Origin of the sequence: Ferrimonas gelatinilytica, from assembly GCF_039544205.1 — a bacterium.
In the GTDB taxonomy this organism is placed as follows: Bacteria; Pseudomonadota; Gammaproteobacteria; order Enterobacterales; family Shewanellaceae; genus Ferrimonas; species Ferrimonas gelatinilytica.
In genome coordinates this window covers 39,957-62,415 of record NZ_BAABLF010000012.1, presented here as the reverse complement: position 1 = coordinate 62,415, position 22,459 = coordinate 39,957, and the positions used below count along the sequence as shown (strand labels likewise).

Here is a 22,459-nt window from a genome sequence, read left to right as displayed (position 1 = left end):
GGCGGGGCTTGTTCGTTCCGGGCGAATTTACTCGTCCAGGAAGCTCTTGAGGATCTCGGAGCGCGAGGGGTGACGCAGCTTGCGCAGTGCTTTGGCCTCGATCTGACGGATCCGCTCACGGGTCACATCAAACTGCTTACCCACCTCTTCGAGAGTATGGTCGGTGTTCATCTCGATACCGAAGCGCATCCGCAGCACCTTGGCTTCCCGAGCGGTCAGTCCCGCCAGTACCTCGTTGGTGGCCATCTTCAGGCTCTCGGAGGTGGCAGAGTCGATCGGCTGAGCCAGGGTGGTATCCTCGATGAAATCCCCCAGATGGGAGTCTTCATCATCCCCGATCGGGGTCTCCATCGAGATCGGCTCCTTGGCGATCTTTAGCACCTTGCGGATCTTGTCTTCCGGCATCAGCATCCGCTCGGCCAGCTCTTCCGGAGTCGGCTCACGGCCCATCTCCTGCAGCATCTGGCGGGAGATCCGGTTGAGCTTGTTGATCGTCTCGATCATGTGAACCGGGATCCGGATGGTCCGGGCCTGGTCCGCAATGGAGCGGGTGATCGCCTGACGGATCCACCAGGTCGCATAGGTGGAGAATTTGTAACCGCGACGGTACTCGAACTTGTCCACCGCCTTCATCAGGCCGATGTTGCCCTCCTGGATCAGGTCCAGGAACTGCAGGCCACGGTTGGTGTACTTCTTGGCGATGGAGATCACCAGACGCAGGTTGGCTTCCACCATCTCCTTCTTAGCGCGGCGGGCTTTCGCTTCACCGATGGACATCCGACGGTTGATGTCCTTGATCTTGGCGATGGAGAGGCCGGTCTCCTGTTCAACCGCAGCCAGCTTGTTGATGCAGCGCTCCAACTCCTCCTTGCGGCTCTCGAGGGCGGGGGAGTAGCTCTTGCCTGCGGCGATCTCATCCTGCAGCCAGGACTGGTTGGCTTCACGGCCGGCGAAAGCCTTCATGAAGTTCTTTTTGGGCATCTTGCTCTGCTCGACGCAGAGCTTCATGATCAGGCGCTCCTGAACACGGACGCGATCCATCATGATGCGCATGTTGCCGACCAGCATGTCGAACTGCTTGGGCACCAGGCGGAACTCTTTGAACAGCTCGGACAGCTTGGTGACGATCATCGCCACCTCCAGTGAGTCGCTGCCGTGCTCGTCTGAGGCTTTGCGTGCCATCTCGAAGTGCTGGCGCAGGGCATCAAACTTCTCTTTGGCCTGCTCCGGATCCGGACCGCTCGGGCCCTCCTCTTCCTCCTCCTCTGCGCTATCTTCGTCTTCATCCTCGCTGTCCAGCTCTTCCTTGGACAGCTCGGAGCCAACGTGGGTGGCGGTTGGAGCTTCGTCTTCATCGGTGATGAAGCCGGAGATGATTTCGGTGAGGCGGATCTCTTCCGCTTCGAAGCGGTCCCACTGCTCCAGCAGCAGGCCGATGGCGGCGGGGTACTCGGCAACGGAGCACTGTACCTGGTTGATGCCATCCTCAATGCGCTTGGCAATGACGATTTCACCTTCACGGGTCAGCAGTTCGACGGTCCCCATTTCACGCATGTACATGCGCACCGGATCGGTGGTACGACCGAGCTCACCTTCGACGCTAGCCAGGGCGGCTGCAGCGGCTTCGGCCGCATCTTCGTCGGTGGCATCTTCGGACATCATCAATTCGTCTTGATCCGGAGCGGATTCAAAGACTTGGATGCCCATGTCGTTAATCATCTGGATAATATCTTCGATCTGGTCGGAATCGACCATGTCCGCGGGCAGGTGATCGTTCACCTCGGCATACGTCAGGTAGCCTTGCTCTTTGCCTTTAGCGACGAGGAGCTTAAGTTGCGACTGAGGAGTTTGATCCATTGATATCATCCACTTAAGGTTAAAAACTAGGGATAAGCGGCCAGTGACGCGCAAATAGCCAATTATAACGGGATTCGCATTCTACTGCTAGCCTCGCCAGGCTAATCGAACGCCCTCAGGGCCTTCAAGAGTTGATGGAGTTGCACCAGTTCATCCTTGCTCAGCGTGCTCTTCGCCTGCAGGGCGCTGGCCATTTGGTCCAGGATCTGGCGGTTAAACCCTTTGAGCAGATCCGCGAAGACCTGCCCCTTGTTGTGCTCCACTTCGAACTGGGTTCCGGCGAGCTTTCGCAGGACATCGTACTCCGGCTCGCCACGGAAGCGCTCCAGCAGTTGGGCGGTGGTCAGGTGTTGATCCCGGCACAGCTCCAGCAAGCTTCTTAGCAGTGGCATCCCCTTGAGCTCGAGCTTAGAAACGGCGGTTTGCGGGGCAAGACCGTAGCCGAGTCCCGGCTCGCTGAGCAGCAGGGCAATGGCTTGGCGTACTGGTGTACCCCGTCCACGTTGAGCTTGGGCCAGCGGGCGTTGGCCTACCGTGCGCTTGGGCTGGGCGAAGTGCTTGCGTGCTCCCCATCCCAGCTCGGTCTCGAGCCTTTGCAGCAGGGTTTCTTGGAGTACGTCGTCACTGATCTGTTCAATCAAGGGTTTGATTTCGGCGATGAAGCGAGCCTTACCCTCGTTACTGGAGAGATCCGCCTGCTCCCGGAGGTGACCGAACAGGTAGTCCGACAGCGGCATTGCCGCCTGGATCCGGGCTTCAAAGGCGGTCTTGCCCTCCTGCTGCACCAAGCTGTCTGGGTCTTCGCCGTCCGGCAGGAACATGAACTTCAGTGCCTTGCCGCTTTTTAGCAGCGGCATCGCCGTCTCCAGCGCCCGCCAGGCGGCGTCCCGACCGGCCCGGTCGCCATCGTAACAGCACACCACCTCACTTTGGGCAGTGCGCATCAGCAGCTGAATGTGGTCCGCGGTGGTGGAGGTACCCAAGGAGGCGACAGCATAATCGATGCCGTGTTGCCCCAGGGCAACGACATCCATGTACCCCTCAACCACCAGGACCCGCTCCGGGCTGCGGTGAGCCTGGCGAACCTGGTAGAGACCGTAGAGCTCATGACTCTTGTGAAAGATCGGGGTCTCGGGGGAGTTCAGGTATTTGGGCGTGCCCTCTCCCAGCACCCGGCCACCAAAGGCGATGACCCGGCCGCGGCGATCCAGGATCGGAAACATCAGGCGGTCGCGAAAGCGGTCGTACTTGCGGTTGCTGCCCTCTTTCTCGATCAGCATGCCGCACTCGGTGAGCAGGTGGATGGCGCGGTTGTCGCCCCGTTTCTGCCCCATCAGGGTGTCCCAGCCGGGCGGCGCGAAGCCGATGCCAAATTTCTGCACCGTTTCACCGTCCAGACCCCGCCCTTTGAGGTACTGGATAACCCGCTCTTTTTCGCTGTGCTGACGCAGTTGCTGCTGATAGTAACGGGCGGCCCACTGCATCAGCGAGTAGTGATCGTCGCTGCCGTCTTTGGGTCTTGGCGTGGTATTGGGGGCGTGACGGCGCGGCTCATGACTGGCTTCGCGTACGACCTCCATGCCCGCCTGTCCCGCCAGCTCTTCGATGGCATCGGGAAACTCCAGGCGTTCGTACTCCATCATGAAGTCGATGGCATTGCCGTGGGCGCCACAGCCAAAGCAGTGGTAAAACTGTTTGTCCTGGCTGACGGTGAAGGAGGGGGTTTTTTCGTTATGGAAGGGACAGCAGGCGTGGTAGTTCTTGCCGGCTTTTTTCAGTTTTACCCGGCCATCGACCAGTTCAACGATGTCGACGCGTGATAAGAGTTGATCGATAAAATCTCTGGCGATCCGACCGGCCACTGAGTTCCCCACTGTCTGGATTGAAACCTTGTTTGTTTATCACAAACAAACAAGCCGTGCATTAGGCACGGCTTGTTGCTGTGATTGGGACGGCGATCAACCGAGTTGGGCTTTTACGATTTTGCCCACTTCGGCCATATCGGCACGACCCTGGACCTTGCTTTGCAGCTGGCCCATCACTTTACCCATATCACGCATCGAGCTGGCACCGCTGTCTGCGATGACCTGGGAGACCACGGCCTGAAGTTCCTCGTCGCTCATGGGCTGCGGCAGGAACTCCTGCAACACCACCACTTCTGCGGCTTCGGCTTCCGCCAGATCGAGACGGCCGGCTTCCTCATACTGTCTGATGGAATCGCGACGCTGTTTGACCATTTTGGTCAAGACGGCGGTGATCTCATCGTCACTGAGGGTTTTGGCTTCATCTACTTCCACCTGCTTGATCGCAGCCAAGGCCAGGCGGATGGTTCCCAAGCGAGCTTTTTCTTTGGCTCGCATCGCCACTTTCATGGCGTCTTTGAGTTGCTCGATGAGAGTCATGATCAGTACAGACGAGTACGACGGGCGTTTTCGCGAGCCAGTTTCTTGGCTTGACGCTTGGAAGCAGCCGCTTTGGCGCGCTTACGCACGGTGGTCGGCTTCTCGTAGTGCTCACGACGACGTACTTCAGACAGGATACCTGCCTTCTCACAGGAACGCTTGAAACGACGCAGTGCTACGTCGAAGGGCTCGTTTTCACGGACTTTAATTACCGGCATCTGCCTCTTACCTCGAAAAACTTCGTTTTAGGGCTGGTCAATCTTTGAGCAGCCTCAATTCAAAATGGTGCGAAATTCTACTCTGATAGTATCGGGCTTGTAAAGTCCGATACGACCAAGACTGGTCACTGACGATTCGCAGCGCTAGAATTGCGCCAAATTTTGCAATGACGAGAGAGTTTAGCATGCGGATTCTGGGGATCGAAACCTCTTGCGATGAAACCGGTGTCGCCATCTATGACGATCAGCAGGGGTTGCTGGCCCATGCCCTCTACAGCCAGGTAAAACTGCATGCGGACTACGGTGGTGTGGTGCCCGAACTGGCATCCCGGGATCACGTACGCAAGTTGGTGCCTCTGGTCAATGAAGCGCTGGCCGAAGCCGGGCTGAGTCGCACCGACATCGATGGGGTGGCCTACACCGCCGGGCCAGGCCTGGTGGGGGCGTTGCTGGTGGGGGCCTGTGCTGGCCGCGCCCTGGCCTTCGCCTGGGGGGTGCCGGCGGTGGCGGTGCACCACATGGAGGGACACCTGCTGGCCCCCATGCTGGAACCTGAGGCACCCAAGTTCCCCTTCGTTGCCCTGTTGGTCTCCGGTGGCCATACCCAGCTGGTTCGGGTCGATGGTATCGGCCGCTACCAACTTTTGGGTGAGTCCATCGATGACGCCGCCGGCGAGGCATTCGATAAAACCGCCAAACTGATGGGGCTCGATTACCCGGGCGGCCCGCTGCTTTCCAAGCTGGCAGAGCAGGGCGACAGTGGGCGTTTCAAGTTTCCCCGCCCGATGTGCGATCGACCCGGACTGGACTTCAGCTTCTCCGGGCTCAAGACCTTTGCCGCCAACACCATCGCCGAGCACGGGGAGTCGGCCAAGGCGGACATCGCTCGGGCTTTCGAGGATGCAGTGGTGGACACCCTGGCGATAAAGTGTCGTCGAGCCCTTGAGCAAACCGGATTGAATCGGTTGGTGATTGCCGGCGGTGTGAGCGCCAACCGGCACCTGCGGGCGCAACTGGAGGCCCTGATGGCAAAGCGGGGCGGTTCGGTGTTCTATCCTCGGCCGGAGTTCTGTACCGATAACGGCGCCATGATCGCCTACGCCGGCTTGCAGCGGCTCAAGGCGGGGGAATCGGAGTCTCTTTCTGTTCGTGGTATGCCGCGCTGGCCGTTAGATCAGTTGCATGCGCCGGGTGAAAAGCCGGCATAGCCTCGGGCGAAGTAAGGTCCATGAGAAAGCCCGGAACTGGATCCGGGCTTTTTTTGTGCCGATAGATCGGCGAGCGACGGAAGCTCAGCGTCGCTTGTCGGTGAGCTTGGATTCCTGGCCCCGCCACAGACGCACAACGTTGTCCCGGTGGCGATAGAGGATCAGGGCGCACAGCAGGGTTACTGATACGGCGTACTGCTCCTTGAACCACCAAGCGTACACCGGGGCAAGCAGGGCGGTAACTATAGAGGCCAGTGAGGAGTAACGAGTGATTACGGCGACGGCGAGCCAGGTGAGCAGCACGGCACCGGTCATGTCCCAGCCGATGGGGGCAACTCCCCCGAAAGCGGTAGCGACCCCCTTGCCGCCCTTGAAGCCAAAGAAGCAGGGATAGATGTGCCCGAGCGTGGCTGCGATTCCCACGGCAGCAAGAGCCAGGGGGGAGAGGCCCAGGAAATAACCACTCCAGACCGGCAGGGTGCCCTTGAGCACATCAAACAACAAAACCAACGCAGCGGGCCCTCTTCCACCGAGTCGCAGGACGTTGGTGGCTCCGGGGTTACCGCTGCCGCTGAGTCTCGGGTCGGGCAGAGAGAAGAGTCGGCAGACCAAAACGGCACTGGAGATGGAGCCGAGGGCGTAGGCGATCAGACACATGAAGGCGAGCAGGGGTGTCATAGGAAGCGATTTGTTTCCTTATTCAGTTAGGCTATCATCCGTCGCCTTGCAGGGCGTCTGAGACGAGAGCGTCTGAGACGCGTAAAAGTTAGCCACCATAGGGTATCCGACCCGCAGCCGGAGTGCCAGAAAACACATGACTGACCAGGTGTTTATCGAAGGGCTCGAATGTCAGGCCGTTATCGGTGTGTTCGAGTGGGAAAAGCAGATCCGGCAGAAGCTGGTGATCGATCTGATCATGGGGTGGGACAATCGTCGTGCTGCCGAGGGGGATGATTACGCCCACGCCCTCTGTTATGACACCGTCTCAAAGGCGGTGACCGCTCTGGTCGAGGGACACTCCCACGAGTTGGTGGAAACCGTCGCCGAGAAGATCGCCGCCCTGCTGCTTGCGGATTTCTCGGTACCTTGGGCTCGTGTTCGGGTGGCTAAACCCGGGGCGGTGGCCAACGCGGCCAACGTGGGTGTCTCCATCGAGCGGATGGCGTAATGGAAAGGATCTTTATCAGTCTCGGCAGCAACATCGATGCTGAGAGACACATTCGCAATGGATTGAATGACCTGGCCCGGGCGTTCGAGGGCGTTCGGATCTCTGAGGTGTTTGAGAGCGAGGCCGTCGGCTTCGATGGCGACAACTTCCTGAATCTGGTCGCGGAAGCCTACACGGATCTGCCGGTGCCGGAGGTTGTCTCAAAGCTTAAAGCGATAGAGACGGCCCACGGCCGGGTTCGCGGTGCCAAGAAGTTTGCCCCCAGAACGCTGGATCTCGATCTGCTGCTGTACGGTTCGCTTTGCTGCACCACGCCGGTGGAATTGCCTCGACCGGAGATCTTTCACAACGACTTTGTGCTTTGGCCCCTGGCTCAGCTTTGGCCCGAGGGGCGCCTGCCGGGCCGGCCTGAAACATTGGCCGAACTGTGGCAGCATCACGATAAACATCAAAAACTTTGGCCGGTTTCCTTTCACTGGCCGGAATAAATATTTGCTTTAAAAAGGAAGCGGTACTGTGGATCCCATTCAGGCGATCGTCCTGGCCATTATCCAGGGCCTGACCGAATTTTTACCTATCTCCAGCTCAGCCCACCTGATCCTCCCTGCCCAGTTGTTGGGTTGGCAGGACCAGGGCCTGGCCTTTGATCTCATCACCCACGCCGGCACCCTGGCGGCGGTGATCATCTATTTCCGCCGTGATGTGGCCCTGCTGCTGGGCAACTGGTTTGGTTCTTTGGTCGGGCGGCACAACGAGCACAGCCGCATGGCGTGGCTGATCGTCCTGGCAACCATTCCGGCTGGCCTGGCCGGACTGTTCTTCAACGAGATCATCTCCACCCAGTTGCGCAGCACCACGGTGATCGCCTGTACCACCCTGATCTTCGGGCTGCTGCTCTGGTTTGCCGATGCCACTGCCTCCGAGCGCCGTGATTTTGCCCAGGTAACCTGGCAGATCGCACTGCTGATCGGTTGTGCCCAGGCGCTGGCGCTGATCCCCGGTACCTCCCGCTCCGGTGCGACCATCACCGCGGCCCTGCTGCTCGGGATGACCCGATTGAGTGCAGCGCGCTTCTCCTTCCTGCTCTCGATTCCGATTACCCTGGCCGCCAGTGGTTACGAGTCCCTGAGTCTGTGGCAGTCGCCCCAGCCTGTGGACACGACCCCGCTGCTGCTGGGCTTTGTGGTTGCCTTCATCTCCGCTTACGCCTGTATCCACCTGTTCCTGAAAGCGATTGGCCGCATGGGGCTGATGCCTTTCGTGATCTACCGTTTGGCGCTGGCGGCGGTGCTATTTGCCTTCTTCGTCTGAAGCGCTGGATAGCTTCAGCCAGAGACAGAGCAAGAAACGGCAGCCCGAATGGGCTGCCGTTTTGCTTTGGGTCCGATAAGGGTCACTGCCTTTCGGTGGCTTCGGCCTTGAGCACCTGCAGCCGCTCAAGGCGCCTTTGTGTCAGCGCTTCACGGATCTGGGCTCCCTGGTGTCCCTCAGCAATCACCGCTTTGACGTCGATTCGGTTCGCCTCAGCCAGGGCGCGTGATAGGTAGTCTTCGGCGGGGTAGGGGTCCTTGCTGCGGCCCGGACGGCCGATGGCGTCCAAGCGGCAGGCGGTTAGAAGCTGCTGGAAACGGGCCGGTTTGCGCCAGGCATCACAACGGTCAAATAGCGCCAGCAGGGTGGAGGGTTTCAACTCCAGGGCGCGGTGCACCTTGAGGTGCTGCTCACACACATGAAGGGCCAAGTCGCGCCACTCGTTCGGAACCTTCAGACGCCGGCAGAGTTGCTGCAGTGGCTCAACGCCGGCCTGCTCATGCCCGATATGGCGGGGCCACTGTGCCTCGGGCGTCAGTGCCTTACCCAGATCATGGGTGAGCACGGCGAAGCGCACCGGTCCCTCCGCTTGCTCCGTCGCCGCCTGCTGCAGCGCCAGCAGGGTGTGTTGCCAGGCATCCAAACCGCCGTGGTAAGCCTCGGGTTGCGGAACACCGCGCAGCGCCTCCAGCTCGGGAAACAGCACCGCAAAGGCACCACACTGGGCCAGCACCTCGAAATACTGCTGCGGGCTGGCTTCCCCTAGAGCCCGCTCGGTCTCCTGCCATACCCGCTCGGCGGTGAGGTGGCTCAGTTCCCCACTGGTACTGAGCTGGGTCATCAACGCCAGGGTCTCCCCTGCGATGGTAAAGCCGAGGGAGTGGAAGCGAGCGCAGAAGCGGGCGATACGCAGCACACGAAGCGGATCTTCCACGAAGGCGGGTGAGACATGGCGAAGGGTTCGATCCTGGAGATCCGCCAGGCCGTTATGGGGGTCGTGGAGGGTACCGGCTTCATCCATCGCCATGGCATTGATGGTGAGATCCCGGCGTACCAGATCCTCCTCCAGGGTGACCGTCGGTGCGGCATCAAAATCAAAACCGCCGTAGCCGACGCCGGATTTTCGCTCGGTGCGGGCCAGGGCGTACTCCTCGCCACTCTCCGGATGGAGAAAGACCGGGAAACTCTTACCCACCTGCCGGTAACCGGCGGCCTTCATTTCGTCGACGCTGGCCCCGACCACCAAGTGGTCACGGTCTTTGACCGGTAAGCCCAGAAGTTGATCGCGGACCGCCCCCCCCACCAGATACGTTTTCACTCAGACCTCTGAATTGCGGTTATCGATAACCGTCCGAGTATACCGTGATTTTGACAAGGGCCGGGTATGACCGTACCTTTTAGAGCATCCTACCATTCCCTAAGATCGCCATGTACAAAGGGTTTTATGGGCTGAATGACAGCCCCTTCTCCATCGCCCCCAATCCTGCGTTCCTCTTTCTCAGCGCACGCCACCGAGAGGCTTTGGCACACCTGACCTATGGCCTGGGCGAGAACGGGGGGTTCGTGCTATTGACCGGTGAGGTTGGGACAGGCAAAACCACGGTCTCACGCACCCTGCTGTCCCAGTTGCCCGCCGATACTGATGTGGCCTTTATCCTCAATCCGGCGCTGACGGAGCTGGAGTTGCTGGCGACCCTCTGCGATGAGCTCAAGATCCAGTACGATGAGCCGCCGACCCTGAAGCAGTTGACTGATAAGATCAGTGCCTACCTGTTGGCCAACCATCAGGCCGGTCGCAAGACCCTGATGGTGATCGATGAGGCCCAGCACCTAAAGGCGGATGTCCTCGAGCAGCTGCGGTTGCTTACCAACCTGGAGACCGATACCAGAAAGCTGCTGCAGGTGATCCTGATCGGTCAGCCGGAACTGCAGGCACTGCTCCGGCGTCAGGAGCTGCGTCAGCTGGCTCAGCGGATCACCGCGCGCTACCACCTGCTGCCACTGGGGCCGAGCGATGTGGCAGCCTATGTCAGCCACCGTCTGCATATCGCCGGACGGTCGCAACCGCTCTTTAAAGCTTCTGCCATCAAGGCACTGCACAAGGCCAGTGGCGGCGTTCCCCGGGTGATCAACCTGATCTGTGAACGGGCGCTGATGGGGGGCTATGCCGCCCAGCGGCCGATGCTGGGCGCCAGGGAGGTCGAGCAGGCGGCTGCCGAAGTGCTGGACCGCCCACAGGTTTCGCGCCGGCCCTGGGGATGGTGGGCGGCGACGGCGGCCTCGGCCCTGTTGGGGTTCACCCTGGTACAGGCCAGCTGGTCGACACCGCCGCCGGTGCCCCAGCGCAGCGTTGCCCAGATCCAGCTGGCGGATCTGCCCGGCGACGAGTTGCAGGCGATGCAGGCGCTGTTTTTCCACCGGGGCCTGCCGGTGCCCGCGGAGCAACCCTGTCAATACGCCCAGAGTCAGCAATTGGCTTGCCTGCATGGGGATGCCAGCTGGCAGCAACTGCTGCAGTGGGATCGTCCCGCAGTGATTGGCCTGCTGGATGAAAAGAACCATCGGCGTTACGCCGCCCTGCTTGGGCATCGGGATGGTCGCTGGTTACTGCAGATGGGGGAGCAGCAGTTTTGGCTTGATCAGGACGCCTTTCTTCATCGCTTCAATGGACGTTACACCCTGTTGTGGCAGCCGCCACAGGGCCTTCCGGCGCTGATCGGCCCCAATGCCCCCCTGACACAGATCCAGTGGCTGGAGAATCGATTGGCACCGCTGCAAAATCGCAGGCCCCGGTTGATGCAGGGATTCGATCTGGCCCTGGATCAGGCGGTAAGGGAGTTCCAGCAGTCCCAGGGGCTGCGCACAGACGGTTTGGCAGGACGCCAGACCCTGGAATGGTTGAGCTTCCTTGGCCGACAGGAAGGGCCACGCTTGTCTGAGACAGTGAATAAGCCGGCCCGGCTCGGGACAGATATCGGGCCCGAAGCCGGGTCCATCGGAGGGAGAGATTAATGTCGTTACTACTGGATGCGGTCACCCGTCATCGCCACGGGGAAGCCCTGAAAGAGGGGCTGGAGCCGGCGATGCTGGCCGCGTTGCCCCAGCCTCGCTCATCGCGACGTTTTCGCGGGATTTGGTTGGCGCCCTTCGTTGGGGGAGTGCTTGGGGCGGGCCTGGCGGCCGCCCTGGGGAACTTGCCACAACCGAGTCTCCCTTCGGCTCCGGACACGCCCTCATCTTCGATTGAGCTGGCACAGCGCGTTGCGATGCCACTGCCGGTGAGCCTGCCCTCCGATATCGCCGAGGAGAGCGGCAGCGCCGATGAGGTGCCCCTAGCGGGGCTACCGGTGGCCGTGATCCCGCCGCCCTCCGCGCACGTGGCCAAGGCGAGGCCCCAAACTGCGGCACCGGATAGGCTGGAGGAAGCCGTCGTGAGTCCGCCGGACCTGGTCCAGGCGTTCGAGGCGGTGTTGGCGGATCTTGGCGGAGAGGTCCTTCCGGAGTCGCTCGACAGGCCTGCGGCGGCCGAGGTGGCGGTGACGGGTACGGAGCCGCCCCCTCTGGATCCGGAGCTGCAGCGTCGATTGGCGCAGGTGCAACGGGAACTTGCCGAAGCTAAGGGGCAGCCACAGCCCCCCGCCCCCATGCCGGACAACAGCAGCGTGCCCAAACTGGGACAGATGCCTTGGTCGTTCCAGAAGCGCCTGCCGGACCTGACCGTCACCGCCCACGTTTATGCGACCAAGCGGGAAGATCGTTGGCTCAGGGCAAACGGCCGGGAGTTGCAGGAGGGGGATGAGGCGGCGAACGGATTGACGGTGGTGGAGATCCTGCCGAGCGAGATCGTGCTGGAGATGGATCAGCAGCGCTTTAGGATCCCGGCACTGGGTAGCCTCTGACGCTCAGCGAAGGGGGCCGTTCAGCACGGCGCCCTGTTGCAGTGCACGGTGCGCAAAATGCCAATCCCAGAAACGACAAAACCCACCGAGAGGTGGGTTTTGTCTTATGTGGTCGGTGTGAGAGGATTTGAACCTCCGACCCCTTCGTCCCGAACGAAGTGCGCTACCAAGCTGCGCTACACACCGAGATGATGTTTCCCAGCCCGGCAAGGCTGCAGAAGAGATGTGGTCGGTGTGAGAGGATTTGAACCTCCGACCCCTTCGTCCCGAACGAAGTGCGCTACCAAGCTGCGCTACACACCGATAAAGGTGGTCGGTGAAGAGGGATTCGAACCCCCGACCCTCTGGTCCCAAACCAGATGCGCTACCAAGCTGCGCTATTCACCGACAAGTTCTGTTATTCGGTCCCGTAACAGGCGGGTCGCCTCTGGTCCACTCATCCCAAGAATCAGGATGCGCTACCAAGCTGCGCCATTGACCGACAATGCAGAGCCTTTTAGGGCACACCAGCGGCGGCTCCATTCACTCTGCAACGGCGGCATAGTTTATCGATTTTACGTTGCTGCGCAAGGCTTAGTTTGGGGAATTTGACCAAGCGCCGCTTTTCTCACCGCCGCGAGAGGGAGAGGGCCAGTATATAGCCTAACTGAATAAGTGCATGGCAAAGGCTATTTAGTTAGGAATAAGCGTGGCGCTATGCTGGGATTCTGGTCAATAAAGGAGCCATTTAGTGTCCAAACTCTCTCTATCCGATGTGGTGAACCTGCCTACCACGGCGGCTGAGCCGGTGGTCCTGGTGGGCGCCGGCCCGGGCGATCCGGGGTTGTTGACCCTACATGCCTACAGTGCCCTGCAACAGGCGGACGTGGTGCTGCACGATGCGCTGGTCAGCGAGGCGATCCTGGCTCTGCTGCCTGAGCGGGTGGAACGGATCCCGGTGGGTAAGCGGTGTGGCACCCATAGCATGGACCAGCGGGAGATCGAGCGTGTGATGGTGGCCAAGGCGGTCAGCGGCCGTCGCGTGGTGCGCCTGAAAGGGGGCGACGCGATGATGTTCGCCCGAGTTGGAGAGGAGATGATGGCGCTCAAAAGGGCCGGGGTTCCCTATCGAGTGGTGCCCGGCGTGACGGCTGCCAGCGCCTGCAGTGCCTACGGGGCGATGCCCCTGACCCACAGGGCGCATTCGCAGGGGGTTACCTTGATCACGGGGCGTGGAAAGGGAGGCGCGGAGATAGAGGATTGGCGGCCCTACGTGGCGTGCGGCCACACCCTGGTTATCTACATGGGACAAAAGCGGGCGGCGTCCATCCGGGATGGCCTTCTGCAGGCAGGAATGTCACCTGACTACCCAGTGGCGATCGTGGGTCAGGCCAGCCAGCCGGGCCAGCAGCGTCTCATCGGCACTTTGTCCAACCTGGCGGAACTGGCGGCCAGTGAAACGCTCCCCTCTCCTGCCGCCATTGTCGTCGGAGAGGTGGTGGGACTGGCCCCGGAGTTGGATTGGTTCGAGCCTGGGGACCCAGACTGCCTGGATGAGATTCGCAGGGCGGTGGTATAACGGAGACCAGGAAGGGGGGAGCGAGTGAGGATCACTCCGCACTGGCTGCCGGCGTCTCTGGGGTCTCTGTGGTGGGGGACTCCACCAGCCATTTCAGTTTCGACAGGCCCTGCTCGAAAGGGTCGCCGATCATCGTCCCCGTCAACAGGGCCAGGAAGGGCCCCACTATGGGGGAGTCGATCTCCCCCTCCATCTGCCAATACACCCGCGTTTGCTCTGGGGCTACCCGTTGAAATCCCACTTGTGCCGGATAGACTTTGGCACTGTTGCCGTAGCGGATCTCGTAGCGGATCCCGAAGCGGGGATCCGAGGCCACGATCGTCATCTGTCCCCCTCCACTGTCATCCTCCCAACTCTGCTGGGCGCCGATCCCGCTGGCGGGCGTGCCAATAGTGAAGCGGGTGTTTGGGTCACTCCAGGGGGCCCAGAGGGGCCAGAGAAACAGCTCGTTGAGGTAGGGGTAGATCGATTCTGGCGGAGCGGCGATCTCGATTTCCCGATAAACGCGAAAGTCGCGGGGCAGGGCAAGGCCCAGAATCACCAGCACGGTGATTACTATGAGCAAGATTTTCAGCCCTTTGATCATCGGATGTCCCCTTCCATCGTAGAGCCTTGAGCTTAGCCGATAGGCTCCCAAATACCGCCGTGTCGGCGAGGGTAAGTGACGGCTGGCGTGGCAACCTCCAAAAAGGCTCAGCCTGGACAGGTTCGGAATCCCCGCTGCCAGGCGCAAAACCTTGGTGTGCGACTAAGCTTGGAGTATGCGCTGGATATGGTTTGCTATCGCCCTGCTCACGGGCTGTGCCACCTCTGTGCCGGTCGCTCCCCCGGCACTGTGGCATGACGAGGGCTTTGATCCGACGGTTTCGGTTCCGAGGCCGCAACAGGTATTTGAGCGCTCACCGGCCATGAACCAACTGGTGCAGACCCTGGCCCGATCCCACAACCCCCAACAGGCTCTGGCGGATTACCTCTTCGAGGAGGGGCGGCTGGAGTACGATAGCCGCTGGACGCGGAACGCTGCCGAGACCTTCGCGGCCGGGGCCGGCAACTGCATGTCACTGGTTTTGATGACCACCGCCCTGGCGGATGCGCTGGATCTGCAGGTGCAGTATCAACTGGTGGAGGCACCGCCGGTGTGGGATCGTCAAGGGGGACTCTACCTGATCAATGGTCACGTCAACCTGCGGCTCACCCCTCGTCGAAAAGCGGACCGGATCCTGCTCTCCAGTAACGCCACCACCATCGACTTCCTGCCTGGTAACCAACTGCGCGGATACGATATCCGAGTGCTCTCAACGTCGGAGCTGCTGGCACGCTACTACAACAACATGGCCGCGGAAGCGATGGTCGCCGAGGAGCGAGACCGGGCCTATGCGCTGCTGAAGATGGCTCACCAGCAACACCCGGATTACGCAGCGGTATGGAATACCCTGGGGGTGCTTTACCGGCGTCATGGCATGGAGCGGGAGGCGGAGCAGGTGTATCGCTATGCCATCCAACTGCCTGAGTCGGAGCTGGATGCACTGCACAACCTGGCCATTTTGCTCGCCAGCCAGGGGCGGTTGCAGGAGTGGCAGGCGGTGCATGCCCGGCTGGAGTTAAAGCGGATCCGCAATCCCTATTACTATTTCGACATGGGCGAGCAGGCGCTGCAGGCGGGCGAATTCGATGACGCGGTTCGGATGTTTCAGCGTGCTTTGGCGCTGGCGGAGTACCGTCACGAGTTTCACTTCGGTCTCTCGCGGGCCTATTACCGCAATGGCCAGCGCCGGCTCAGTGAACGCCACCTCAAGGAAGCGGAGAAACTGGCCCCATCAGATCAGAAAAAGCGCTACCAGCAGAAGCTGGTAGCGCTTCGTCGCCACTAGGAGACCGGGCGAGGCGTATCGACGTAGTGTTACTTCTGCTCGTAACGCTCTGCGGAGCTGAGGATCTCCGCCCGAGCCGCGGCGGCGTCATCCCAACCGTCCACCTGCACCCACTTCCCGCTTTCGAGCTCCTTGTAACGCTCGAAGAACTGCTTGATCTGCGCCTTGAGCAGCTCAGGCAGGTCGTTCACGTCCTGGATGTGGTCATACTCCTGGGACAGCTTGGTGTGGGGAACGGCGATCACCTTGGCATCCTCACCGGACTCGTCGGTCATCTTTAGCACCCCGACCGGGCGGCAGCGGATCACGGAACCGGGTTGCAGCGGGAAGGGGGTGGGAACCAGCACATCCACGGGATCGCCATCCAGGGAGAGGGTGTGGTTCACATAGCCGTAGTTGGCCGGGTAGAACATGGGGGACTTCATCAGGCGGTCCACGAACAGAGCGCCACTGTCCTTGTCCACTTCGTACTTGATGGGGTCGTGATTGGCGGGGATTTCGATGATGACGTAGATGTCATCCGGCAAGCTCTTGCCCGCAGGGACGTGATTCAAACTCATGCAGCCACTCCTTGATTTGAGCTGGAAGAAAGTGCCGCAAGTATACATGGCCCCTTATCCCGTGATAAGGGGCACGTTTTGCCGAAAAGTGGGCGCTTAGGCCTGGCTGTGGTAGCCGAGGCAGGCGGCCACTTCATCGCGGGAGCCGAGGATCACCGCGACCCGCTGGTGGATCGCTTCCGGCTGCAGGGTGAGGATCCGCTCGTAGCCGGTGGAAGCGCTGCCACCGGCCTGTTCCACCAGCATTGCCATGGGGTTGGCTTCATACATCAGGCGCAGTTTGTAGGGCTTGGCCGGGTTCTTGGTGTCGGTCGGGTAGGTGAAGATCCCGCCCCGGCACAGCACGCGGTGGACGTCGCCCACCATGGCGGCGATCCAGCGCATGTTGAAATTCTTACCCCGTGGTCCGGTGTCGCCCGCCAGCAGATCGGCGATGTAGCTCTGCATCGCCGGTTGCCAGAAGCGCTGGTTGGAGGCGTTGATGGCAAATTCGTTGGTTTCTGCGGGGATGGTCATAGCATCCTCCACCAGCAGAAACTCCCCGGTATCCGGATCCAGGCTGAACAGGCTGGTGCCCTCCCCGGTGGTCAGGGCCAACACCGTGGCCGGGCCGTAGAGGACATAACAGGCGGCCACCTGGTTGATCCCCGGCTGCATGAAGGCGGCTTCGCCCTTACGGTCCGACGCCGGCAGGACGGAGAAGATGGTGCCGACCAGGGAGTTGATGTCGATATTGGAGGAGCCATCGAGCGGGTCGAAGCTGACCAGGTAGTGGCCGTCGGCATGGGCGTCCACGGTGTGATCTTCCTCCTCAGAGGCCATCGCTTTGACCGAAGGCTCTGCCGCCAGCCGCTGCTTGATCAGGTCATTGGCGATCACATCGAGCTTCTTCTGGGTCTCTCCCTGCACGTTTTCCGTTTCGGTGGCGCCCAGTACCCCGGCCAGGGCACCGCGGCGCACCAGTTGGCTGATCTCGACGCCACACTGGGCCAGGGCTTGAAGCAGAGGTTGCAGTTGCGGGTCGACGCCGCGCTCGGTCAGGAATTGACTCAGGCTTTGCATATGAGGAGGGTCCTAAAGTGGTTCACAAGGGCGGGCTAATGATAGCGAAACCGCTGGGGAAAAGCAGCGCTCAAGCCTGGCCCTGAGGCAACTAATCGACTCATAACCATCTGAATTACAGCAGAGCAACAAAATTGGCTTGAAGTCTGACGCGATGTAGCATGGGTGAGTCTTGGAAAATTGGATGCCAATAAGGGAACAAGTCATGGATAAGACAATTTACAGTGCATTGCTGGCGGCGACGGCCCTGGTCGGTTGCGGGGGCTCTTCAGATGGGAGTGACAGTGGGAATCCGGGTCCGGCAGAAGGGGTGCTCCACGTCGAAACGACGAGCTACAACTATTGCGGTATCGAGTCGCCAATGGCCGGCGCCGAGGTGGTGATCCACCACTTAGATGGCCGGATTCTCTCGACGGCAAAAACCGATTCAGAGGGGCAGTTGAGCCTCTCCTGGCCGCAGGGCGGGGCGCATGTCAGTTTGATTGGCGAGGGGACGGACCAAGATGGTAGCGCGGGAACCCTGGTGCAAACCTTTGTGGACTGGCGCTCCGGTGACACCATCGAGCGCTATTTCCCCAACATGGCATCCAAGGCGGGGTGCCACTGTCGGGATGTCACCATCGAAGCCAATGACCTGGTTTCAAAGTACTGGGACAGTGAAATTCGGCTCACTTACCAAAATGGTATCTTCTCCCAAGCTCAGAGGCTGTCGGAGAGGCAGCAACTGAATCTCTGCCAGAGCGAAGGGCAGTGGCAGCCCATCGATCTGGTCCTGGATGGGGCAAACAGCACCGGTGAGGTACTGGCGACGCTCATCGAGGTGGATTGGGATAGCAACCCGACTTTGGTGCTGGCTCCCGAGGTGTTTGCCGATGCCTCTGGTGTTGGCGAGCGGGTCACCTTGACCGTCAATGTGCCGGACTACAACACCATGACCTTCGGGCTCACGGCCGACGGGGAGCGGGTCCATCGTTATTATGGCCGTACCTGGAAAGAGCCCTACTACTTCCCCGGGTCGAGCACACGCAGCCTGGTGTCCGCCTATTCGCATGACTACCTGGATGCTGCTGAGTTCGGGGGGGTCACCTATTTTCATTTGGAGCGGGAGCGAATCGAAGAGGGGGCTGCCACCATTGTTCTGCCGGAGGATCCCTCCCCGTTCCTGAACGAATCGGTCAAGCTGCTGCGGGGCATGACCGAAGATGCGGCGTCGAGTTACGATTTCAAGCACTTCAGTCCGGGAAAAAATTTGGCACTGGTGACCCTTTATGACCAGGCGGGTCCCACGATGTGGCAGGTGGAGGCTCCGCTGAAAGGGACGGTTCCGGCGTTGGAGCTGCCGGATGCGGTGATGCACTCGCTTGAGCAGCTCTCCGCCCCAATGCTGGAGGTATTCCTCTACGGCTACAACAATGGCTTGAATGCGCACGACTATCGCAGTGAGATCCGAAAGTCCGAGCCGAATGATCCCAGCTTCTTCGATCGCTACGAGTACCAGATCCTCCTGCTTCCCCTGTAAGGGGGGAGGCAGGAGTCTGAACTCTGCATCGGCTGTGATGCGGTCGTCCGGTGAGCTTCATCGACTCAATCGCTGATCCTAAATAGGCTCCCCTTTCGTGTAAGCCCAGAAGCCTCAGGCTTTGTTCCGGCTCTTAGGAACTCGGGCCGAGAGCCCAGTCCCTAAGAACTTGGTGCTCGACTGCACTAGGTTGTCCTCGCGAACGGTTGGGTAAAGCACAATTCAAAACAGTTCGTTAGACGAAAAACGGCCCTCGAAGGGCCGTTTTTTGTTGTCGGGCGATCAGCCCTTTTGGCGGGTGCGCCAGACGATGCTGCCCAGGGCGAAGGCCGCCAGGATAAAGCAGTACCAGGCGTAGCCCACCAGGGTAAAGGGTGAAAGGGCGAAGGTGGAGGCCAGCAGCAGCGCCTGGGCACCGTAGGGCAGCAGGCCCTGGATAATGCAGGCGAAGATGTCCAGGGTGGCGGCGGCGCGGCGCGGGGAGACACCATGCTGCTGTGCCAGCTCCTTGGCCACCGGGGCGGCGACGATGATCGCCACGGTGTTATTGGCGATGCAGGCGTTGGTGCTGGCCACCAGGGCGCCGATCCCAAGCTGGGTGCTGGCGGCGCTGCTGCGCTTACCCAGCAGGGCGGTGATCTTTTTGGTCAGCCAGGTGAGGCCCCCCTGTTGGGTCATCAGTGCAGCGAGGCCACCCACCAGCATCGACAGCAGGAAGATCTCCTGCATGTTGCTAAAGCCGGCGTAGATATCTTGGCCGAAGGTCATCAGGCTGTAGTCGGTACCTATCATGCCGGTCAGACCCGCCAGCAGGATACCGATGGTGAGGACCAAAAAGACATTCAGGCCCAGTACCGCCAGCACCAGGATGGTCAGGTAGGGCAGGACTTTGGTCAGCTCCAGCGTCTGCGGCGCCAGCTCAGCCTGCCCGGAACCGGCCAGGGTAAAGAGCAGCAGGGCCAGCAGGGCGGCGGGGGCAGCCAGGCGGATGTTCTCCCGGAACTTGTCCTTCATCTCGGCGCCCTGGGTGCGGGTGGCGGCGATGGTGGTGTCGGAGATGATGGAGAGGTTGTCACCGAAGATGGCGCCGGACAGCACCACACCGGCCATCAGGGCCGGCTCGATCCCCGCCTGCTGGGCGATTCCCAGTGCCACAGGGGCAACGGCGGCAATGGTGCCCATGGAGGTGCCCATGGAGGTGGCGATAAAGCCACAGATGAGAAACAGACCAGGCAGCAGCAGGGAGGCGGGGATCAGGGTGAGCCCCAGAGCCACGGTGGCGTCCACCCCGCCGGTGGCCTTGGCCACCGCCGCAAAGGCGCCCGCAAGGAGGTAGATCAGGCACATGGCAATGATGTTGTGGTTGCCGATCCCCTTCATGAAGGTCTCGATGGCGTCGTTCAGGCGCTGCTTGCTCAGGGCCAGAGCCAGGATGATGGCCGGCAGGATCGCCACCACAGGGGAGAGCTGGTAGAACGCAAACTCGGTACCCTGCAGCTGGAAATAGACGCCGGCACCCACGAACAGGGCGAGGTAGATCATCAGCGGCAGCAGTGCCAGGGCAGAGCTTCTGGTCACTGGGGTGGCGGTGGCCTGGATGGAACTCATGGTCGATTCTCTTTCAAAGGGAACGGGCATCTCCTTGCGCGTTTTTTGCCGTTGACGGGTCCTTTGTCACGGGGAGCGGCAATGTAGGTTTTTTCTGGCCGCCTGTCAATATGGACGTCTAAACGTCCTAACTTCCAGATCCACCGTGCAGGTGGCGACCGGGATCCGTTACAATACCGTTTTTATCGAGACGCACGGATTTTCTATGCATATCCACATTCTCGGGATCTGCGGCACCTTCATGGGGGGCATTGCGCTGTTGGCGCGCTCCGCGGGCCACCGGGTCACCGGTTCGGATCTCAATGTCTACCCACCGATGAGCACCCAGCTTGAGCAGCAGGGGATAGGACTGATCGAGGGTTACGATCCCGGTCAGCTGGATCCTGCGCCGGATCTGGTGGTGATAGGCAACGCCATGAGCCGGGGCAATCCCTGCGTCGAAGCGGTGCTGGACCGCGGCATCAGTTACACTTCTGGTCCCCAGTTCCTGGCGGATCACATCCTCAAGGAGCGGTGGGTGCTGGCGGTGTCCGGTACCCATGGCAAGACCACGACCGCCTCGATGCTGGCCTGGCTGCTGGAGGATAACCAGCTGGCCCCTGGGTTTCTGATCGGTGGCGTGCCGAGAGAGTTTGGGGTTTCCGCCCGCATGGGGGAGACGCCCTTCTTCGTGGTGGAGGCGGATGAATATGATAGCGCCTTTTTCGATAAGCGCTCCAAGTTCGTGCACTACCGCCCCCGGACTCTGGTGATCAACAATCTCGAGTTTGATCATGCCGATATCTTCGATTCCCTGGCCGATATCCAGCGCCAGTTCCACCACCTGATCCGCACGGTGCCTGCCAGCGGCCAGATCCTTTACCCGGACGGCGTCGATGCGGTGTCGGAAACCTTGGCGATGGGGTGCTGGAGTGAAGCCGTGCCGCTGGAGAGTGAAGCGGGCTGGCAGACCCGCAAGCTCAACGAGGAGGGCAGCCACTTCGAGGTTCTGTTCCAGGGCGAAGTGCAGGGGGAGGTCCGCTGGGACCTGATTGGCGATCACAACATCAGTAATGCCCTCGCGGCCCTGGCCGCTGCCCGACATGTCGGCGTCCGGCCGGCAGACGGCATCACTAGCCTGGCCCGCTTTGCCGGGCCCAAGCGACGTCTGGAGCTGCGTGGTGAGGTTGCCGGGATCCGCCTCTACGACGATTTCGCCCACCACCCGACCGCCATCGCCACCACCCTGGCGGGCTTGAGGGCGAAGCAGGGAAGCGGTCGTATCCTGGCGGTGCTGGAACCACGATCCAACACCATGAAGCAGGGGGTTCACAGCGACACCCTGGCGCCGTCTCTGGCACAGGCGGATGCCGCCTTTATGCTCAGGCCCGATGAACTGGCATGGGATCTGGCAGCGGCTATGGCCGAAGCGCCGATCCCGGTCACCCTGGCCTCAAATGTGGCCACGCTGGCGGAACTGGTCCTGGCGGCGGTAGAGCCCGGTGACGTGGTGGTGGTGATGAGCAACGGCGGTTTCGGTGGGATCCACGATCTGTTGCTGTCTCAGCTGGAGGCGACCTATGCCGCAGCGTGATGAAGCCATCACTTTGGCGATCACCGGGGCCTCTGGCGCCCCCTATGCTCTGCGCCTGCTGGCGTGTCTGTTACACTCCGGCCTCCGGGTTCACCTGATGATCTCCTCCGCCGCACGGGTGGTGTTTGCCGAGGAGGAGGGGCTGAAACTGCCTGCAGCACCGGAGGCTTGTGAGCGGATCCTGGCCCAGCGTTTCAGCGCTCGGGCGGAGCAGCTGAAGGTGTATGGCAAGACGGAATGGTTTTCGCCGGTGGCGTCCGGTTCCGGGGCCCCACGACGCATGGTGATCTGTCCCTGTTCAACAGGCACTCTGGCGGCGGTGGCTACCGGAATGAGCAATACTCTGATTGAACGCGCGGCGGACGTGGTGTTGAAGGAGCGTGGCCAACTGCTGCTGGTGCCGAGGGAGAGTCCCTACAACGCCATTCACCTGCAGCATATGCTGACGCTGACCCAGATGGGAGCCACCATCATGCCGGCGTCACCGGGGTTCTACCACGAACCAAAGCGTATCGAGGATCTGGTGGATTTCATGGTCGCCCGGATCCTGGATCACCTGAATATCGAACATCGGCTGATGGCCCGCTGGGGCTATGGCCAAAACTCCAAACCTGAACATAACCAAGGCTGAAAAGCAGATGACTG

General features: G+C 60.9%; 21 protein-coding genes and 3 tRNA genes. 11 read left to right on the top strand and 13 right to left on the bottom strand.

Annotated elements, in window-relative coordinates; genetic code table 11:
* Positions 1–27: 27 nt before the first annotated feature.
* From rpoD to rpsU, 4 genes are all read right to left on the bottom strand, one after another.
* Positions 28–1,857 carry an RNA polymerase sigma factor RpoD gene (rpoD, locus tag ABD997_RS09875; RefSeq protein WP_345316842.1) on the bottom strand — a complete coding sequence of 610 codons (1,830 nt, stop codon included), beginning with the start codon at positions 1,855–1,857 and terminating at the stop codon, positions 28–30.
* Positions 1,858–1,958: 101 nt separating this feature from the next.
* Entirely contained in the window at positions 1,959–3,719 is a 1,761-nt protein-coding gene (gene dnaG, locus ABD997_RS09870) for a DNA primase (protein WP_345316841.1), read from the bottom strand.
* Between the two features lie 96 nt (positions 3,720–3,815).
* Positions 3,816–4,259: a GatB/YqeY domain-containing protein gene (locus ABD997_RS09865; protein WP_345316840.1), complete on the bottom strand. Its 444-nt coding sequence runs from the start codon at positions 4,257–4,259 to the stop codon at positions 3,816–3,818.
* A 2-nt stretch (positions 4,260–4,261) separates the two neighbouring features.
* Positions 4,262–4,477: a 30S ribosomal protein S21 gene (gene rpsU, locus ABD997_RS09860; protein ID WP_298441470.1), complete on the bottom strand. Its 216-nt coding sequence runs from the start codon at positions 4,475–4,477 to the stop codon at positions 4,262–4,264.
* 185 nt (positions 4,478–4,662) lie between these two features.
* On the opposite strand from rpsU, the gene tsaD reads away from it, so the two are divergent.
* On the top strand, positions 4,663–5,685 hold the full coding sequence (tsaD, locus tag ABD997_RS09855; RefSeq protein ID WP_345316839.1) for a tRNA (adenosine(37)-N6)-threonylcarbamoyltransferase complex transferase subunit TsaD: 1,023 nt from the start codon (positions 4,663–4,665) through the stop codon (positions 5,683–5,685).
* 84 nt (positions 5,686–5,769) lie between these two features.
* On the opposite strand, the gene plsY is transcribed toward tsaD, so the two are convergent.
* Positions 5,770–6,363, bottom strand: a complete 594-nt coding sequence (gene plsY / locus ABD997_RS09850; RefSeq protein ID WP_345316838.1) for a glycerol-3-phosphate 1-O-acyltransferase PlsY — start codon at positions 6,361–6,363, stop codon at positions 5,770–5,772.
* Between the two features lie 136 nt (positions 6,364–6,499).
* Between plsY and folB the strand changes: the two genes are divergently transcribed.
* The 3 genes from folB to ABD997_RS09835 are packed head-to-tail and all read left to right on the top strand — an operon-like array spanning position 6,500 to position 8,164.
* Positions 6,500–6,853, top strand: a complete 354-nt coding sequence (folB, locus tag ABD997_RS09845; RefSeq protein ID WP_345316837.1) for a dihydroneopterin aldolase — start codon at positions 6,500–6,502, stop codon at positions 6,851–6,853.
* Positions 6,853–7,341: a 2-amino-4-hydroxy-6-hydroxymethyldihydropteridine diphosphokinase gene (gene folK / locus ABD997_RS09840; RefSeq protein ID WP_345316836.1), complete on the top strand. Its 489-nt coding sequence runs from the start codon at positions 6,853–6,855 to the stop codon at positions 7,339–7,341. Before folB ends, folK begins: the two co-directional genes overlap by 1 nt.
* Before the next feature lie 28 nt (positions 7,342–7,369).
* Positions 7,370–8,164 (top strand): undecaprenyl-diphosphate phosphatase, encoded by a 795-nt coding sequence (locus tag ABD997_RS09835; RefSeq protein WP_345316835.1) that lies wholly within the window; start codon positions 7,370–7,372, stop codon positions 8,162–8,164.
* 82 nt (positions 8,165–8,246) lie between these two features.
* Here ABD997_RS09835 and ABD997_RS09830 read toward each other — a convergent pair whose 3' ends face one another.
* Positions 8,247–9,482: a multifunctional CCA addition/repair protein gene (locus tag ABD997_RS09830; RefSeq protein WP_345316834.1), complete on the bottom strand. Its 1,236-nt coding sequence runs from the start codon at positions 9,480–9,482 to the stop codon at positions 8,247–8,249.
* A gap of 110 nt (positions 9,483–9,592) precedes the next feature.
* On the opposite strand from ABD997_RS09830, the gene ABD997_RS09825 reads away from it, so the two are divergent.
* Both ABD997_RS09825 and ABD997_RS09820 read left to right on the top strand, forming a co-directional pair.
* Positions 9,593–11,176 carry an AAA family ATPase gene (locus ABD997_RS09825; RefSeq protein WP_345316833.1) on the top strand — a complete coding sequence of 528 codons (1,584 nt, stop codon included), beginning with the start codon at positions 9,593–9,595 and terminating at the stop codon, positions 11,174–11,176.
* Positions 11,176–12,063, top strand: a complete 888-nt coding sequence (locus ABD997_RS09820) for a general secretion pathway protein GspB (RefSeq protein ID WP_345316832.1) — start codon at positions 11,176–11,178, stop codon at positions 12,061–12,063. Before ABD997_RS09825 ends, ABD997_RS09820 begins: the two co-directional genes overlap by 1 nt.
* A gap of 109 nt (positions 12,064–12,172) precedes the next feature.
* Here ABD997_RS09820 and ABD997_RS09815 read toward each other — a convergent pair.
* The 3 genes from ABD997_RS09815 to ABD997_RS09805 form a co-directional block, all read right to left on the bottom strand.
* Positions 12,173–12,249, bottom strand: a tRNA-Pro gene (locus ABD997_RS09815).
* Between the two features lie 40 nt (positions 12,250–12,289).
* A tRNA-Pro gene (locus ABD997_RS09810) sits at positions 12,290–12,366 on the bottom strand.
* A 7-nt stretch (positions 12,367–12,373) separates the two neighbouring features.
* Positions 12,374–12,450: transfer RNA gene (locus ABD997_RS09805), tRNA-Pro, on the bottom strand.
* Between the two features lie 343 nt (positions 12,451–12,793).
* Here ABD997_RS09805 and cobA point away from each other — a divergent pair.
* Positions 12,794–13,621, top strand: a complete 828-nt coding sequence (gene cobA / locus ABD997_RS09800; protein WP_345316831.1) for a uroporphyrinogen-III C-methyltransferase — start codon at positions 12,794–12,796, stop codon at positions 13,619–13,621.
* 31 nt (positions 13,622–13,652) lie between these two features.
* Here cobA and ABD997_RS09795 read toward each other — a convergent pair whose 3' ends face one another.
* A complete protein-coding gene (locus ABD997_RS09795) occupies positions 13,653–14,207 on the bottom strand; it encodes an SRPBCC family protein (RefSeq protein WP_345316830.1) in 555 nt (184 codons plus the stop codon).
* A 175-nt stretch (positions 14,208–14,382) separates the two neighbouring features.
* On the opposite strand from ABD997_RS09795, the gene ABD997_RS09790 reads away from it, so the two are divergent.
* A complete protein-coding gene (locus ABD997_RS09790) occupies positions 14,383–15,492 on the top strand; it encodes a tetratricopeptide repeat protein (protein ID WP_345316829.1) in 1,110 nt (369 codons plus the stop codon).
* A gap of 29 nt (positions 15,493–15,521) precedes the next feature.
* On the opposite strand, the gene ppa is transcribed toward ABD997_RS09790, so the two are convergent.
* Positions 15,522–16,052 (bottom strand): inorganic diphosphatase, encoded by a 531-nt coding sequence (gene ppa, locus ABD997_RS09785; protein ID WP_345316828.1) that lies wholly within the window; start codon positions 16,050–16,052, stop codon positions 15,522–15,524.
* Between the two features lie 96 nt (positions 16,053–16,148).
* Positions 16,149–17,114: a class 1 fructose-bisphosphatase gene (locus ABD997_RS09780; RefSeq protein ID WP_345316827.1), complete on the bottom strand. Its 966-nt coding sequence runs from the start codon at positions 17,112–17,114 to the stop codon at positions 16,149–16,151.
* A 205-nt stretch (positions 17,115–17,319) separates the two neighbouring features.
* On the opposite strand from ABD997_RS09780, the gene ABD997_RS09775 reads away from it, so the two are divergent.
* The gene (locus tag ABD997_RS09775) at positions 17,320–18,633 is read left to right on the top strand and encodes a hypothetical protein (protein WP_345316826.1); all 1,314 of its coding nucleotides are present in this window, start codon (positions 17,320–17,322) and stop codon (positions 18,631–18,633) included.
* 282 nt (positions 18,634–18,915) lie between these two features.
* Here the strand turns inward: ABD997_RS09775 and ABD997_RS09770 are convergent, their stop codons facing one another.
* On the bottom strand, positions 18,916–20,241 hold the full coding sequence (locus ABD997_RS09770) for a Na+/H+ antiporter NhaC family protein (RefSeq protein WP_345316825.1): 1,326 nt from the start codon (positions 20,239–20,241) through the stop codon (positions 18,916–18,918).
* Between the two features lie 205 nt (positions 20,242–20,446).
* Here ABD997_RS09770 and mpl point away from each other — a divergent pair, with 205 nt between their 5' ends.
* Positions 20,447–21,814: a UDP-N-acetylmuramate:L-alanyl-gamma-D-glutamyl-meso-diaminopimelate ligase gene (gene mpl, locus ABD997_RS09765; RefSeq protein WP_345316824.1), complete on the top strand. Its 1,368-nt coding sequence runs from the start codon at positions 20,447–20,449 to the stop codon at positions 21,812–21,814.
* The gene (locus ABD997_RS09760) at positions 21,801–22,445 is read left to right on the top strand and encodes a flavin prenyltransferase UbiX (protein ID WP_345316823.1); all 645 of its coding nucleotides are present in this window, start codon (positions 21,801–21,803) and stop codon (positions 22,443–22,445) included. The genes mpl and ABD997_RS09760 overlap by 14 nt, the downstream gene beginning before the upstream one ends.
* The last annotated feature ends 14 nt before the right edge of the window (positions 22,446–22,459 follow it).